The 15,495-nt window shown below is 65.9% G+C and carries 16 protein-coding genes; 3 read left to right on the top strand and 13 right to left on the bottom strand.

The window, feature by feature from the left end; genetic code table 11:
• Positions 1 to 22: 22 nt before the first annotated feature.
• The gene (locus tag BST47_RS08380) at positions 23 to 649 is read right to left on the bottom strand and encodes a dTMP kinase (RefSeq protein ID WP_083125014.1); all 627 of its coding nucleotides are present in this window, start codon (positions 647 to 649) and stop codon (positions 23 to 25) included.
• Between the two features lie 78 nt (positions 650 to 727).
• Here BST47_RS08380 and BST47_RS08375 point away from each other — a divergent pair, with 78 nt between their 5' ends.
• Positions 728 to 1,414 carry a DUF899 domain-containing protein gene (locus tag BST47_RS08375; protein WP_083125141.1) on the top strand — a complete coding sequence of 229 codons (687 nt, stop codon included), beginning with the start codon at positions 728 to 730 and terminating at the stop codon, positions 1,412 to 1,414.
• A 9-nt stretch (positions 1,415 to 1,423) separates the two neighbouring features.
• Here the strand turns inward: BST47_RS08375 and BST47_RS08370 are convergent, their stop codons facing one another.
• Complete coding sequence (locus tag BST47_RS08370; protein WP_083125013.1) at positions 1,424 to 2,707, bottom strand: lipase family protein; 1,284 nt, start codon at positions 2,705 to 2,707, stop codon at positions 1,424 to 1,426.
• Positions 2,708 to 2,931: 224 nt separating this feature from the next.
• Here BST47_RS08370 and BST47_RS08365 point away from each other — a divergent pair, with 224 nt between their 5' ends.
• Complete coding sequence (locus BST47_RS08365) at positions 2,932 to 3,297, top strand: heme-binding protein (RefSeq protein ID WP_083125012.1); 366 nt, start codon at positions 2,932 to 2,934, stop codon at positions 3,295 to 3,297.
• Between the two features lie 61 nt (positions 3,298 to 3,358).
• Here the strand turns inward: BST47_RS08365 and ahcY are convergent, their stop codons facing one another.
• The 7 genes from ahcY to BST47_RS08330 all read right to left on the bottom strand — a co-directional run bounded on the left by ahcY (position 3,359) and on the right by BST47_RS08330 (position 9,738).
• Positions 3,359 to 4,819: an adenosylhomocysteinase gene (ahcY, locus tag BST47_RS08360; RefSeq protein ID WP_083125011.1), complete on the bottom strand. Its 1,461-nt coding sequence runs from the start codon at positions 4,817 to 4,819 to the stop codon at positions 3,359 to 3,361.
• A gap of 127 nt (positions 4,820 to 4,946) precedes the next feature.
• Positions 4,947 to 5,624, bottom strand: a complete 678-nt coding sequence (locus tag BST47_RS08355; RefSeq protein ID WP_083125010.1) for a TetR/AcrR family transcriptional regulator — start codon at positions 5,622 to 5,624, stop codon at positions 4,947 to 4,949.
• Complete coding sequence (locus BST47_RS08350; RefSeq protein ID WP_046185478.1) at positions 5,621 to 5,803, bottom strand: rubredoxin; 183 nt, start codon at positions 5,801 to 5,803, stop codon at positions 5,621 to 5,623. The genes BST47_RS08355 and BST47_RS08350 overlap by 4 nt, the downstream gene beginning before the upstream one ends.
• Positions 5,800 to 5,973 carry a rubredoxin gene (locus BST47_RS08345; RefSeq protein ID WP_083125009.1) on the bottom strand — a complete coding sequence of 58 codons (174 nt, stop codon included), beginning with the start codon at positions 5,971 to 5,973 and terminating at the stop codon, positions 5,800 to 5,802. Before BST47_RS08345 ends, BST47_RS08350 begins: the two co-directional genes overlap by 4 nt.
• On the bottom strand, positions 5,970 to 7,181 hold the full coding sequence (locus BST47_RS08340) for an alkane 1-monooxygenase (RefSeq protein WP_083125140.1): 1,212 nt from the start codon (positions 7,179 to 7,181) through the stop codon (positions 5,970 to 5,972). Before BST47_RS08340 ends, BST47_RS08345 begins: the two co-directional genes overlap by 4 nt.
• Before the next feature lie 149 nt (positions 7,182 to 7,330).
• Positions 7,331 to 8,191 carry a type IV toxin-antitoxin system AbiEi family antitoxin domain-containing protein gene (locus BST47_RS08335; RefSeq protein ID WP_083125008.1) on the bottom strand — a complete coding sequence of 287 codons (861 nt, stop codon included), beginning with the start codon at positions 8,189 to 8,191 and terminating at the stop codon, positions 7,331 to 7,333.
• Between the two features lie 77 nt (positions 8,192 to 8,268).
• Complete coding sequence (locus BST47_RS08330) at positions 8,269 to 9,738, bottom strand: amino acid permease (protein WP_083125007.1); 1,470 nt, start codon at positions 9,736 to 9,738, stop codon at positions 8,269 to 8,271.
• 52 nt (positions 9,739 to 9,790) lie between these two features.
• Here BST47_RS08330 and BST47_RS08325 point away from each other — a divergent pair, with 52 nt between their 5' ends.
• On the top strand, positions 9,791 to 11,173 hold the full coding sequence (locus BST47_RS08325) for an FAD-dependent oxidoreductase (RefSeq protein ID WP_083125006.1): 1,383 nt from the start codon (positions 9,791 to 9,793) through the stop codon (positions 11,171 to 11,173).
• Between the two features lie 15 nt (positions 11,174 to 11,188).
• On the opposite strand, the gene manA is transcribed toward BST47_RS08325, so the two are convergent.
• The 4 genes from manA to BST47_RS08305 all read right to left on the bottom strand — a co-directional run bounded on the left by manA (position 11,189) and on the right by BST47_RS08305 (position 15,428).
• Positions 11,189 to 12,415 (bottom strand): mannose-6-phosphate isomerase, class I, encoded by a 1,227-nt coding sequence (manA, locus tag BST47_RS08320; protein ID WP_083125005.1) that lies wholly within the window; start codon positions 12,413 to 12,415, stop codon positions 11,189 to 11,191.
• 4 nt (positions 12,416 to 12,419) lie between these two features.
• A complete protein-coding gene (locus tag BST47_RS08315; RefSeq protein ID WP_083125004.1) occupies positions 12,420 to 13,526 on the bottom strand; it encodes a TobH protein in 1,107 nt (368 codons plus the stop codon).
• Complete coding sequence (locus BST47_RS08310; RefSeq protein ID WP_083125003.1) at positions 13,523 to 14,923, bottom strand: phosphomannomutase/phosphoglucomutase; 1,401 nt, start codon at positions 14,921 to 14,923, stop codon at positions 13,523 to 13,525. Before BST47_RS08310 ends, BST47_RS08315 begins: the two co-directional genes overlap by 4 nt.
• An 85-nt stretch (positions 14,924 to 15,008) precedes the next feature.
• A complete protein-coding gene (locus BST47_RS08305; RefSeq protein WP_083125002.1) occupies positions 15,009 to 15,428 on the bottom strand; it encodes a DUF3499 domain-containing protein in 420 nt (139 codons plus the stop codon).
• Positions 15,429 to 15,495 lie beyond the last annotated feature (67 nt).

Raw genomic sequence — 15,495 nt, 5'->3', positions numbered from 1 at the left:
CTCCGCGAGGTGCTTCAGCCCGTCACGACAGCTCTGCGGCCAGCTTCGCGGCATCGACTTCCGGGGGGACGATTTTCCACTGCCCACACCAGTTCGCGGCGGCCAGCTCGGCGTAGACCTGCCCGGTGCGGCGCTGGAGGCCGTCGTCGCGCTCGTAGGCGTCCTTCGCGCGGTCGGCTTCCTCGCGGGCACGGTGGTCGGCGCGTGCGGCGGCGAGCTCGATCGGCACCGCCAGCAGGATCTGGGCGTCGGGCTTGGGCAGCTGGAGGCGGCCGTACTCGAGGTCGCGCACCCATCCGACGACCTCACCGTCGGCGCCCTGGTGCAGCCGGGCCGCGCTGTAGGCCGCGTTGGAGGCGACGTAGCGGTCGAGGATCACCACATCGTAGGTGTCGGCGAGTCGAGCGATCTCGGCTTTGGCACCGGCACGGTCGAGGGCGAACAGCACGGCCATCGCATGGACCGACTCGGCGAGGTCGCCGTGGGCGCCGTGCAGGGCCTCGGCGGCGAGGTCGGCGGTGATCGATTCGTGGTAGCGCGGAAAGGCCAGGGTGGTGACGGTCTTTCGGGCGCCCTCGAACGCGGTGCGCAGACCGTTGGTCAGCGTGCGCTTGCCGGCGCCGTCGACACCTTCGATCACGATGAGCACGCAGCGAGCGTAACGGTGAGTTTCGCCGGGGCCGACGGTCTACACCGAAGACCCATCGGAGGCGAGGAGAATGACGCGATGACAACGCACGCGGTCGGGACGCGCGAACAGTGGCGGGCAGCCTATGAGCGACAGTTGGCCGACGAGAAGGAGCTGACGCGTCGAGCGACCGAGCTTGCGCGGGCGCGGCAACAACTGCCCTGGGTGCCGGTCGACAAGGAGTACGTATTCGACACGTCGGCCGGCCAGCGCACGCTCGCCGAGTTGTTCGACGGCCGGTCGCAGTTGATCGTGCGGCACTTCATGCACGGGCCCAAGACGCCGGAGGGCTGCCCGGGGTGCACGTTCGAAACGGACAACCTGGTCGGCGCCGTGCCGCATCTGGCGCACCGGGATGTGACGTTTCTGCTCGCGTCGCGCTCGCCGCTGCCGGTCCTCACCGCGTACAAGGAGCGGATGGGCTGGGACGTGGAGTGGGTGTCGTCCGGTGCCAGCGACTTCGACGCCGACTTCTTCGAGCACATGTATGTTCCGACGCCGCGGCGCGATCCCGGCCCGGGCGGCGGCAGCATGCTCGACGTGATGGAGCTGATGGCGCTGAGTTGCTTCGCGCTGCAGGACGGCACCGTCTTCCATACGTATTCGACGTACGACCGTGGCACCGAGGCGTTGAACGCGACGTGGCAGTTGCTCGACCGTGCGCCGAAGGGGCGCGGTGACGACTTCTCCGATTGGCCACGTAAGCGCGACGAGTACGACACCTAGCGCGAAGGCTCAGAACTGGCCGCAGTTCGGTGTCGTCGGTAATCCGTTGAACCGGTCGGCAATCCACTGCATCGCGCGCTCACCGTCCACGAGCATCGGCAACGCGTGGTTCACCACAAGCTTGTTGAGAAACGGCGGCTGCTCGTTCGTCCAGAACTGCACATCGGCGCCCTGGGCACACCAGTCAATGCCCAGCTGTCTGGCGGGCCCCCACGGCACCAACGGGTCGAACCGATTACTCAAGATCATCACCGGCGCATTGGGTTTGTACTTGCCGATCTTCTGCATCTCGAAAAGTGTGGTGAAAGGCTCCTGCTTGACGAGCTCGAAGATGTCCTCGTTGAAGTACGGCTGCAGGTGCCGAAACATGAACTTCGTGATCGTCTCCGCGATGCACTGGTCCTGCACCTTGTACAGCAGGTCCGCTCCCCGCGGCGTCATCTTCGCCCGGATCGTCTGCTCGAACTCCGGATAGGTGGTGATGACGGAGTTCAACGCGTATCCGACCACACCGACGAGCGCGCTGCCGTCCGCGTACGGGAACAGTTCCTTCAGATCGGCGGTCGGCGCCCCCGCGTATGTCCCGACGACACGAAGGTCCGGCGCATACGACGACGCCAACTCGGCGGCTGCTGCCGCTGCGCCACCGCCCTGCGAGTAGCCCCAAAAGGCCACGGGGCCATGTGGATCCAGCGACGTACCTGGCAGTCGCATCGCTGCGCGGCCGGCGTCGAGCATCGCGTTCGCCTGAGCGACCCTGTTCACGTAGGTATGCAGTCCGGGTGTGCCGAGCCCCTGGTAATCGGTCATGACGATTGCGAAGCCGCGCGCCACCATAGTCGAGACGAACAACTCCTCGTAGTTGAACGCTAGGTCCAGCCACGGCGACCAGTGGATGCCCTGGTTGAACTGCCGCGACGGCGCGCATTGATCGCCCTGCCCTTGGGTGCCTGGGCCGTACACGATCAGCGGACGGGGCCCCTTGCCCGGCCAAGCGTTGTGGGGCTCGAAGTAGGTGCCCGTCACCGCCATCGGATTTCCGCGAGCATCGGTGCTGCGGTACATGATTCGCGTCCCGTCGGCCATGATCATGCCCAGCTCGCCCGACGGTTCCAGCACCAACCGCGACGGCTCGGTGCGGATCAGATCGCCCGGCTGTCCGGGCGGTAACGGCACCGGGGGCGTGTAGAACACCTGATACTCGTCTTCGTTGAAGTACGGGTGATGGTCGTCAATGGTCGGGTCGTCCGCGTGCGCGTACGGCACGAAAGGCGCTGCGAGAGCAATGAGCATGGCGACGACTATGACCCCCCAGCGCACACAGGGACCGTAACAGAATCGGTATGGCCGACGGCAAGTCTTGTCAGCCAATAAGTTCGGTTATGTCGCGGGCGGGGCAGATGTGCGGCCACTGTCGGTTTCCTGTGCAAGGCCTTGGGAAACCACGCACCGGCAGACGGCAAACCCCAGACTGGCAACAGACAGCCGCACCTCCGTAAGACATGAGGAGTTTTTCGATGCTCAACGTTCAGACCGCACGCCGGCTGGCGATTCCCCTGTTCGCCGGCGCGGCTTCGTGCGCCGCACTGCTTGGCGTATCCCCTATCGCGTTGGCGGACAACGGGATGAATCCGCCCAGCTGCACCACGGCCGACCTCGAAGGTGTCCGGGCAGGGGTGGATGCGTCGACGTCGGCCTATCTGTTCACCCACCCCGACCTGAACGGCTTCATGAACACGCTTTCTGGCCTGTCCCGCGAACAGGTCGCCGAGCACGTCACGAGCTACATGGAGACTCATCCGCAGGAGAAGGCGGAGATGACCGGCATCCGTCAGCCGTTGATGGACATCAAGAATCATTGCGGCTCGATCGTCAATCCCTGACCGCGCAGAGCAAAAGCCCCTGACACGAATGTGTCAGGGGCTTCGCTTTGGCGAGTGGATCTCAGTAGCGGTAGTGCTCCGGCTTGTACGGACCTTCGACGTCCACGCCGATGTACTCCGCCTGCTCCTTGGTGAGCTTGGTCAGCGTGCCGCCGAGTGCCTCGACGTGGATCCGCGCGACCTTCTCATCGAGGTGCTTGGCCAAGCGGTAGACCGCGTTGTCGTACTCGTCGTTCTTCGTCCACAGCTCGATCTGCGCGATCACCTGGTTGGAGAAGCTGTTGCTCATCACGAACGACGGGTGGCCGGTCGCATTTCCGAGGTTGAGCAGGCGGCCCTCGGACAGCACGATGATCGACTTACCGGAATCGCCGAAGACCCACTCGTCGACCTGCGGCTTGATGTTGATCCGGGTGGCGCCCGAGCGCTCCAGGCGCGCCATCTCGATCTCGTCGTCGAAGTGACCGATGTTGCCCAGGATCGCCTGGTGCTTCATGGCCTTCATGTGCTCGAGGGTGATGATGCCCTGATTACCGGTCGCCGTGATGACGATGTCCGCCCAGCCGATCGCTTCTTCGACCGACTTGACCTCGAAGCCATCCATCAACGCCTGCAGCGCGTTGATCGGGTCGATCTCGGTGACCGCGACTCGGGCGCCCTGAGCCTTGAGGGCCTCGGCGCAGCCCTTACCCACGTCGCCGTAACCGCAGACCAGGGCGGCCTTGCCACCGATCAGCACATCGGTGCCACGGTTGATGCCGTCGATCAGTGAGTGCCGGGTGCCGTACTTGTTGTCGAACTTGGACTTGGTGACCGAGTCGTTGACGTTGATCGCGGGGAAGGGAAGGTCACCGGCCGCCTCGAACTGGTACAGGCGCAGCACGCCGGTGGTGGTCTCCTCGGTGACGCCCTTGACCGCCTCGGCGATCTTCGTCCACTTGTCCTTCTCGGTCTCGAACCGCGTCCGCACCAGGTTCAGGAAGACCTTCCACTCGGCCGAGTCGTCGTCCTCGGCGGGCGGGACCACGCCGGCCTTCTCATACTGCGCACCGCGCAGCACCAGCATGGTCGCGTCGCCACCGTCGTCGAGGATCATGTTGGCGGGCTCACCCTCCCAGGTGAGCATCTGCTCTGCGGCCCACCAGTACTCCTCGAGCGTCTCGCCCTTCCAGGCGAACACCGGAGTGCCCTTGGGCTCCTCGGGAGTCCCGTTCGGTCCGACGACGACGGCCGCCGCCGCGTGGTCCTGGGTGGAGAAGATGTTGCATGACGCCCACCGCACCTCGGCGCCGAGCGCGACCAGGGTCTCGATCAGCACGGCGGTCTGGACCGTCATGTGCAGCGAGCCCGAGATGCGCGCACCCTTGAGCGGCTGCACATCGTGGTACTCGCGGCGAAGCGCCATCAGCCCGGGCATCTCGTGCTCGGCCAACCGGATTTCCTTGCGGCCGAACTCGGCCAGCGACAGGTCGGCCACCTTGTAATCGATGCCGTTGCGGACGTCGACCTTCAACTCAGTCATGGATTTCTAGAGCCCTTCTTCGTTCGTCTTTGCCTCTGGGGGCACAGATGTGCCCAGCCAACCCCTCGGCCTGCGGGCTCGCGGGACAGGCGCTCGTGCATTTGAAACGACGAAGGCGCTCTGACAGCTAAGAGGTATCCCCAACACCGTAGCGTTCGGCGAACGGCGTCATCAAACGGGCCAGGTCAGATGCGACGTCGTGCCCGCGGGCCGGCGACGTGGCGGAGTCCGCTTCGGGCGGCATCGACACGTAGCTCATGGCGAGGCGGACGATCGCCCGCGCCAGCACTCCCGCGTCCTCATCGCCGCATCTGACCCAGCTGTCGACGAACGTCGCAGTCAGTCGCTGAGAGCAGTGCGTGATGATCGGACCGCTGTCGGTGGTGATCAGCTGGAGCAGATCGGGTTTGAAGTCACCGGTCAGTAGCGAGATCACCAGCGGATCGGCGGCCGATTCGGTGAAGAAGTCGCGAAAGCCCTGGACGAAGGCCGCGTGCACGTCGCCCTCGTTGCCGACGATCGCGTCGTCGATCTGGTCGACGAGCCGGTCGGCCAGGCGCAGCGCGTACGCCTGCGCCAGCCCTTGGCGCGAGCCGAACTCGTTGTAGATGGTCTGGCGGCTGATACCCGCGGCCTTGGCGACGTGCGACAGCGTGATCGCCGACCAGTCCCGGCTGAGCAGTTCCTCGCGCATGCCGTCCAGAATCGAATCGCGCAGCAACACCCTCGACGCTTCGGCGTACGGGATGCGCTGCGCGGTCCGGCGGTCGCGAGAGCTTCTCACCCTCGCGACACTAACGGTCACGAACGTGCCACCTCCACCATCTCGAAGTCGGACTTCGCGGCCCCGCAGTCCGGGCAACTCCAGTCGTCGGGGATGTCGTCCCAACGCGTCCCGGGGGCAATGCCGTCCTCCGGCCAACCCTTCGCCTCGTCGTACTCGAATCCACACTGCACGCAGATGAACAGTTTGTAGTCGCTCATTTCCTCGCTCCTATCTCTTCGAAGTCGACCTTCTCGCGTACGGCGCAGTCGGGGCAGCACCATTCGTCGGGGATGTCGTTCCATGCGGTGCCCGCGGAAAACCCTTCCCGCGGTGCACCTTTCGTCTCGTCGTAGACGTAGTCGCAGCCGGGGCAACGGTAGGCGCTCATGCGGCGGCCTCTGCCGCTCCATATTTGGCCAGCACCTTGTCGCGGACGCGCGGGTGGATGTTGACCCGGGTGATGTCGCCGTCGTAGTGATCGAGCACCCGGTGATCCATCACCTTGCGCCACAGCGGCGGGAAGTACGTCAGCCCGATCATCGACGCGTAGCCGCTGGGCAGGTTCGGCGCACCCTCCATGCTGCGCAACGTCTGATACCGACGCGTCGGGTTGGCGTGGTGATCGCTGTGCCGCTGCAGGTGATACAGGAACAGGTTGGTCACGATGTGATCGGAGTTCCAGCTGTGCACCGGTGCGCACCGCTCGTAGCGGCCGCTTTCGGTCTTCTGCCGCAGCAACCCGTAGTGCTCGAGGTAGTTCACCGTCTCGAGCAGCGTGAAACCGAACACCGCCGAGATGAGGATGTAGGGAATGAGCGCCGCGCCGAAAACCGCGATCAGCACGCCGTAGAACACGACCGACATCGCCCAGGCGTTGAGCACGTCGTTGGACCAGTGCCACTTGCTCTTGCCTGCACGCTCGAGCCGCTTGGCCTCCAGCTCCCACGAGGACTTCGCGCTCCCCCACACACTGCGCGGCAGGAACTCCCAGAACGTCTCACCGAAGCGAGCCGAGGCGGGATCTTCCGGAGTGGCGACGCGAACGTGGTGACCCCGGTTGTGCTCGATGTAGAAATGGCCGTAAAGCGTTTGGGCCAGCGTGACTTTCGCCAGCCACCGCTCGAGCTCGTCTTTCTTGTGCCCCATCTCGTGCGCGGTGTTGATGCCCACCCCACCGAGCATCCCGACCGACAGCGCGAGGCCGATCTTGGCCGGCCACGCCAGCCCGCCGTCGAATCCGAGCCAGCTCAAGTTCGAGGCCGTGAACAAGTACGCACCGAAGATGACGCTGGCGTACTGGAACGGGATGTAGATGTAGGTGCAGTAGCGGTAGTACTTGTCGTTCTCGAGTCGCTCCATCACCTCGTCGGGCGGGTTCTGACCGTCGGGTCCGAACCGCAGATCCAGGGCGGGCAACAGGATGTACAGCAGGATCGGGCCGATCCAGAACGGCACCTGCGCCGCGCCATGCCAGCCCCACTGGTTGAACGCCCACACCAGCGGCATCACCACGAACAGTGCGGTCGGGGCGATCAGCCCCATCAACCACAGATAGCGCTTCTTGTCGCGCCACTGTTCGATCTCGAGCTCGGACATCTGCATGGTCACTAAGGTGCCTCCTCATGTGAGTGCCATCACGACTGAACTTGACTATAGAGCCAGTTTTGTCGTCTGTCTAGACACAGACTCATGTTTTGTAAAGCACTGACGACGAATCGGGCGCGCTGAGCGACCATGGCGGTGCGTCAGCGCGCCGAAATCGCAGCTCGAATGACGGCTACCACCCGATCGGGGTACTCGGTGAGGTCCAGCCAGGTGAAGCGCAGCACCTGCCATCCGTTGAGCACGATGGCGTTCTGACGCTGACGGTCGATCTGGAACTCCTCGGCGCCGGTGTGGAAGGCCATCCCGTCGACTTCGAGGACCACCCGCGGACCGGGAAACCCCACGTCGACGCGGTAGTCCCCGACTCGGTAGTTCGCCTTCCATCCCGTGATGCCTGCGTCGTTCAGGATTTTGATCAGCAGTCGCTCGGCGACGGACCGCGATCCGTCGGAGGCCGCCTGCAGGAGTCGCCGCGAGCGTGGTGCACCTGTTCGGCCTTTATTGCGAAGGTGGGCGTGCCACAAGCTGTTGAGATCAACATGGCGCTGCAACGCGTTGTCCATCAGCTTCGGTCCACCGCCGCGCTTGGCGGCGGCCTCGACGACGGTCAACGGCAGCGACGTCACTCGCAGTCCACGACGTTCGACAATGTCGCACTCGTCGAGGCTGCGGCGGCGCACCCTGGTGTCTGTATGACGGCGACCGTGACTGTCCCGCGGCACGGTCACTTCGGCGATTTCGGGTGCGAACCGGGTCAAAGCATGCCACCACGCGGCCGTCAGACCGCTGGCTGCGGCACCGACCCCGTAGCCCCACACCGCCGCACGGATGCGTGCGGCGTCGGAGAACGGCCGGTCGTTGACGAAGTACACGCCACGACTGCAGCGAACCCAATCGCCCGACTTCAGCCTGCGCTGAACGACCCGCGCGCTGAGTCCGGCCGCGCGCGCCTGATCAAGAGTGATGACGCCGTCGTGGCGTCGCAAATAATCGTTGAGCACGATTGATCAGACGGACGGAGCCCCTCGGCGGTTCTCTATCTTGCGAATCGGGCGCGCGAACGAACCGCCACGGTTGATCAGCGCGCCGAATTCGCAGTCGACTCCCGATGAGCGAGCAGCGAGTGCCTGCGCCCGTAGATGAAATAGATGACGACGCCAAGCGCCATCCAGATGAGGAATCGGATCCAGGTCAACGCCGTGAGGTTGAGCATCAACCAGACGCACGCGACGATCGCCGCGATCGGCAGCAACGGCACGCCCGGCGCGCGGAAGCCGCGTTCGAGATCTGGGCGGGTGCGACGCAGGACGATCACCCCGGCGGACACCAGCACGAATGCGAAGAGCGTGCCGATGTTGACCATCTCCTCGAGCTTGTCGATCGGAAACACCGTTGCCGTGACCGCCACCAGCGCACCGACGATCAGGGTGATCCGAACCGGCGTGCCGTGCTTTCCGGTCTTGGCCAGCGACCGCGGCAACAGCCCGTCCCGCGCCATCGCGAACAGCACACGGGTCTGTCCCAGCACCAGCACGATCACCACTGTGGTGAGTCCCGCCAGCGCGCCGATCGAGATGATCTTCGCCGCCCAGTCGATGCCGTTGGCGGCGAATGCGGTTGCGAGGTTCGCCTTTTCACCCGCCTCGCGCAACTCGGTGTAGTTCACCATGCCCGAGATCACGATGGCCACCGCGACGTAGAGGACGGTGACGATCGCCAACGAGGCAAGGATGCCGCGCGACACGTCACGCTGCGGATTCTTGGTTTCCTCGGCCGTGGTGGCGACGATGTCGAAGCCGATGAACGCGAAGAACACGATGGACGCACCGGCCAGTACGCCGTACCAGCCGTACGTACTACCTCCGGCGCCGGTCAGCAGGGAGAACAGCGACTGATCGGTGCCGGAACCACCTTCGCCTGCCTGCGCGGGAGGGACGAACGGGGTGAAGTTCTCCGCCTTGATGTAGAACGCGCCGACGGTCACGACGAGCAGCACGACCGCCACCTTGATCACCGTGATCGCCAGGCTGACTTCCGCGGAGAGTTTGGTGCCCCACGCCAAGATCACCGTCACGAAGACGATGATCAGGAGCGCGCCCCAATCCACTTGCAGCCCAACCAGATCCGCCGTGCCACCGCCGAAGCCGAACACCGTGCCCAGATAACTGGACCAGCCCTTGGCCACGACTGCGGCCGCCACCGCGAATTCGAGGATCAGATCCCAGCCGATGATCCACGCGACGAACTCGCCGAACGTCGCATAGGAGAACGTGTAGGCACTGCCCGCCACCGGCACCGTCGAGGCGAACTCGGCGTAGCACAGCGCGGCCAGACCGCACGCGATCGCGGCGAAGACGAACGAGATCGAAATCGCAGGACCCGTGATGTTTCCCGTCGTTGACGCCGTGATCGTGAAGATGCCGGCGCCGATGACCACGGAGACACCGAAGACGGTGAGGTCCCACCAGTTCAGATCTTTTCGCAGGCGAGTTTCCGGTTCGTCGGTGTCCGCGATCGACTGCTCAACCGACTTCGTTCGCCTTGGCATCGGCGTTCCTCCCGTGGTCCGTCTCGGGAATGTACCGAGTACTGTCCACCCAATGGGGCGGAGTTATAAACACGTAGCCGTCATCGGCGCCAGCCTGGGAGGCCTGTGCGCAGCGCGGGTGCTCTCCGATGTCAGCGAGCGCGTGACGGTCTACGAGCGTGACGGACTGCCGGACGGCCCGGCCAACCGGACGGCCGTCCCGCAGGGCAGGCACGTCCACCTGCTGATGGCACGGGGAGCTCAGGAATTCGAGAGCCACTTCCCGGGCTTGCTCGAAGACATGGTCGCCGACGGCGTGCCGATTCTCGAGAACCGGCCCGACTGCATCCACTTCGGCGCCGCAGGTCACGTGCTGGGGACCGCACACCGACTGCAGGACGAGTTCACCGCCTACGTGCCGAGCAGGCCGATGCTGGAGTGGCAGATCCGGCGGCGCGTCATGGCGATCGAGAACGTCAAGATCGTGCACGCGACGATCACCGAGGCCACGTACGACGGTGCGCGCCGCCGCGTCACCGGCGTACTGCTCAACTCGGGCGAGGTCGTGCCGGCCGACCTCGTCGTCGACGCGACGGGCCGGGGCACCCGCCTGCCGGTGTGGCTGGAAAAGTGGGGCTATCCGCGACCCCGCGAGGAAACCGTCGACGTGGGCATCGCGTACGCCAGCCAACGCGTGCGGGTTCCTGACGGCCTTGTCGCCGAAAAGGTTGTGGTGGCGGGTGCGTCCCATGAGCATCCGGTCGGCGTAGGCGCGCTGTTCTACGAAGACGGCGTCTGGAACGTGACCGCCTTCGGTATCGCCAAGGCCGAGCCGCCGCAGAACTTTGCGCAGATGTGCGACCTGGTCGACGAGATCCTGCCCGAGCATTTTTCATCCGCGCTACGGCGGGGCACCCCGCTCGGCGAGATGGCGTTTCACAAATACCCGACCAGCCGGTGGCGTCGCTACGACAAGCTGCAAAGCTTTCCCGAGGGCATCGTCCCGTTCGGCGACGCCGTCGTCAGCTTCAACCCGACGTTCGGGCAGGGCATGACCATGACTGCGATCCAAGCGGGCAACCTGCGCAAGACCCTCGAGTCGGGCGTTCCGGACGTCGCGAAGCAACTCGCGAAAGCCACGGCCAAGACGACGTACCCGGTGTGGATGATGACGGTGATCGGCGACCTGGCGCTGCACGACGCCACCACAACCGACAAGGTGCCGTTCTGGTACAAGCCGGTGGGCGCGCTCTTCGACCAGTTCCTCGGGGCTGCCGAGACGGATCCCGTTCTGGCCGAGTGGTTTCTGCGCCGATTCAGCCTGCTCGACAGCCTGTACATGGTGCCGTCGGCGCGCCTGGTCGGCCGCACCATCCGGCACAACATGCGGGCGCTCCTTGCCGAGAAGCGTCGGGCCCGCTCAAGGCCCGATCAGGAGCTGGTCGCCGGTCGATAGCTCGGCGTGACGCCGCTAGATTCCGACGGTGGCCCTGAAGAGCTTCGTCGGAGCCTCGGCGGTCAGGCGGATCGGCCCCTCGTCGGCCGCCACCCACGCGGCCGATCCGCGCTGCAATGTGACCATGCCGCCCTTGGCGTAGACCACCGCCGACCCCTCGGTGCACAACAGGATCTGCGGCCCGTCATGGCGGCTCGGCGCGTCGATCTCGTGACCGACATGCTCGCCGTCGATGCGCAGCTCTGACACCGCGAACTCCGGAGCCGGTGTGTTGTACACCAATTCCATTCCGTCCCTTGTGGTCGTGGGGCGGATCAAATCCTCGCTGGCAGGCGTGAAGTCGAGCACGCGCAGCAGTTCGGGCACGTCGACGTGCTTCGGGGTGAGTCCACCGCGCAACACGTTGTCCGAGTTGGCCATCACCTCGAGGCCAACGCCGTGCAGATACGCGTGCAGGTTGCCGGCGGGCAGATAGATGGCTTCGCCGGCCTGCAGGGTGATGCGGTTGAGCAGCAGGCTGGCCAGCACACCTGCATCACCCGGGTAACGCTCGCCGAGTTCGAGTACCGTCCTTGCCTCGGCCGCGAATGTCTTGTTACCCGAACGCACATAGTGGATCGCGCCCTCGATCACCTGGGGCACCAGTACGTCGAGATCTGGCTGCGGTGCGGTGATCCACGTGGTGAACAGTGCCCGCAATCCGAACTCGTCGGCCTGACCCGCCAGCAGGGCCACATACGGGTCGAGATCGGTCACCGCGAGCGCACGCAACAGCTCGACGGTGCGCTCGGGGGGCCGGAATCCCGCAAGCGCATCGAATTCCCCCAGAGCGACCAGGATTTCGGGCTTGTGGCTGGGGTCGCGGTAGTTGCGATTGGGTGCGTTGACGGGGATCCCCAATCGGTCCTCGCGGGCGAAGCCCTCCGCCGCCTGCCGCGCACTCGGATGCGCCTGCAGCGACAGCGGCTCGTCGGCCGCGAGCACCTTGAGCAGAAACGGAAGCGTGTCACCGAATCTGGTGCGCACACCGGGCCCGAGCTGCCCCTCGGGATCATCGCGCAACGTGTCAAGCAACGACCGTTCGCCCTCTTCGGTATCCAGCCACGCGGGATCGCCCGGATGAGCCCCGAACCACAGCTCGGCCTCCGGATGCATTGTCGGGCTTGGCCGTCCGGTGAAATCAGCGATCGCGGTCCGTGACCCCCAGGCATAGGTCCGCACCGCTCCACGTAGCAAGTTCACTTGCTCAACCTCGAACCAGCTTCAGATAGACGGCCGCCATCTCCATCCGGACAGCCAGCATCGCCAGCTGCTCTTCCAGGCGGCCTGGACTGGTCGGAGCGGCAGGCAGGCGCTCGATGTCAGAGGCTTCGAGCGTCTCCGGCACATCCTCGGCGTGGATCACGTCGACGCCGTCCAGCCCGGCGACCCTGGCGGCGACTACGGCTCGTTCGGCATCGGTGGCGAGCACAAAGGTCCGAACCCGTGGCGGCAGCGGGCCGTCGATCTGCTCGTCATGGAATATCGACTGCTCGCGATCGGCGGCGGATGCCTCCCCCATTCCGCCGCGCAGCGCCACCATCGCCTCGGCCAGGCCCACCGCGGCCACCGCCCGATGAGCGACCCGCAACATGACGGCCGCGACGTGCCGCGCCAACACCAGCGTCGCCGCGTTGTCGCCGGCGATGACGACCTGGGCGCCCGACATCCGCTCGGCCAACGCCTTCGCGGGATTCGTAAGCAGCTCCCGAGTAGCGCTGTTGCGCAACACTTCTGAGTCCAGCTCGTCGGCCAGCGCCGCCAGGTCCACCCGTAGCCCCGGGTCGACCATGTGCAGTGTCGCCAGGCCGGCGGCCAGATAACGGGAGAAGCTGAATTCATCGGGCACCCACACCCGCGGGGCCAGTGCGACGGATCGTCCCGCGGTGGCGTCGCGCAACGGCCCCTCGTAGGGCGCAACGACGACGACGCGGGCGCCGCGACGCACTCCGGTGGCAGCGGCCGCCACCAAAGCGGGATCGCCGGGATCGTCGCCGGCCACGATCAGCACGTCCAGCGCGCCGATCCACGGCGGCACCTCAGGGGCGACGACGATCGGTGCGGCGACCGAACCACCCAGCGCAGCGGCGAGCAATGACCCTGCCGCTTCGGCATTTCCGCGACCGGCCACCCAGATCACGGTGCGCGGGGGCTCGGTGCTTCGCAGCGGATCAAGTTCGCCCTCGTCGAGCGCGGCGGCGGTGGCGCGCACCTGCGCGCCGGCCATCGCGGCCGCGCGCAGCGATCCGTCGCGGTCGGCGGCCAGCAGTCCTTCCACGTCGTCGAGGTCGACGAGAGAGTGGGTGGCGTTCACTTGGGCACCTCGGAGGCCGCCTCAGTTGGCGCGGAGATCCGTGCCCCGATCTGTTCGACGATCGCGTCGACCTCTTCCGTGGTCCGCGCCTCGACGTTGAGCCGCAACAACGGCTCGGTGTTGGACATCCGCAGGTTGAACCAGGATCCGTCGCCCAGATCGACGGTCACTCCGTCGAGGTGGTCAATCGAGTGGACGCGGGCCGCGAAGGAGGACAGCACCCGGTCGATGCACGCTTCGGCGTCGGTGACCGTGAAGTTGACCTCGCCCGACGCTTCGTAGCGTTGGTAGTCGGCCATCAGGTCGGACAGCGGCCGGTCCTGCTCACTGAGCGCGGCCAGGACGTGCAGCGCCGCCAGCATGCCGGAATCGGCGCCCCAGAAGTCGCGGAAGTAGTAGTGCGCTGAATGCTCGCCCCCGAAAATCGCCCCGGTCTCGGCCATCAGCGCCTTGATGTAGGAGTGTCCGACGCGCGAACGTAACGGGGTGCCGCCCCGTTCAGCCACGAGTTCCGGCACGGCCCTTGAGGTGATCAAGTTGTGAATCACCGTCGCGCCGATCTCGCGACCGAGTTCGCGCGCGGCGACCAACGCGGTCACCGCCGACGGCGAAACCGGCTTACCCAGCTCGTCGACCACAAAGCAGCGGTCAGCGTCGCCGTCGAACGCCAGCCCGATGTCGGCACCGCTGGCTAGGACGTGCGCTTGCAGGTCGACGAGGTTCGCCGGGTCCAGTGGATTGGCTTCGTGATTCGGGAACGTGCCGTCGAGTTCGAAGAACAACGGAGCGAGCGTGATCCCTGCAATCGAACCCAGCACCGCCGGCGCCGTGTGGCCCGCCATTCCGTTGCCGGCGTCGACGGCGACCTTCAGCGGTCGCAACCCGGCCAGGCTGACCAGTGATCGCAGGAAGTCGCCGTAATCCGTCAGGACATCGCGGTCCGATTTCGAGCCACGCGGCCCGTCGTGCGCCGGTATCCCGGCGATCACGTCCTCGCTGATGGCCATCAGCCCGGTGTCCTTGCCGACGGGCTTGGCGCCTGCGCGGCACAGCTTGATGCCGTTGTAGGCGGCCGGGTTGTGACTCGCGGTGAACATTGCGCCCGGACAGTCCAGCAGACCTGAGGCGAAGTACAGCTGATCGGTGGACGCCAGGCCGACGCGCACCACGTCGAGGCCCTGCGCGACCACACCCTCGGCGAATGCCTCCGCGAGCGACGGTGAGCTGTCTCGCATGTCGTAGCCGATCGCCACCTGGGTGGCGTTCTCACCGCGCATGAGCCGAGCGAACGCGCCGCCGACGTCGCGGACGAAATCCTCGTCGATCTCTTCGCCGACCAGGCCGCGCACGTCATACGCCTTGATGACGCGATGGACAGCCGCGGCAGGCCGGGACATACAACTCCTTGTGACGTGGGCTACTGGCGCCAGCCTAACCGTCGAATGAAAGAGGCATGTGCGCTAGCCCTCGCCGAGCGCTCGGCTATTCAGGCGGGTCGGGCAACACCCGCAGGTGGCCCCGTCGGCGCCCGTTGGACTCGGACCTGCGGGCCGGCGGTGCCATCAGCGCGCCGCCGGACACACCGGTCACCGGATCGGAAAACCCTGCGGCGACTCCGTTGATCGGCGGCGCCATATCGCGTCCTTCGCGCACCGCGTCGGCGAGCGCCACCAGATCGTCCTCGTCGGGGTGCGACGGCAGTGGACCTGCGTGGCGAACCAGCTCCCATCCGCGAGGCGCGGTGATCCGGCCGGCGTGCAGGACGCAGAGATCCCACGAGTGGGGCTCGGACACCGTGGCCAGCGGGCCGACGACTGCCGTCGAGTCGGAGTAGACGAATGTCAGCGTCGCGACCGCATAGTGGGGGCACCCGGGCCGGCAGCAGCGACGGGGAACGTTCACAGCGAGAGGTTATCGTGCGCAAACGGCGCAAGCCGCCGGACACGCGCGCCTTCGGAGGGTCGATCTT

Origin of the sequence: Mycolicibacterium tusciae, from assembly GCF_002086795.1 — a bacterium.
Lineage (GTDB): Bacteria > Actinomycetota > Actinomycetes > Mycobacteriales > Mycobacteriaceae > Mycobacterium > Mycobacterium tusciae.
Note: the sequence above shows the minus strand (reverse complement) of the source record. Positions and strands in the feature narration are given on the sequence as shown.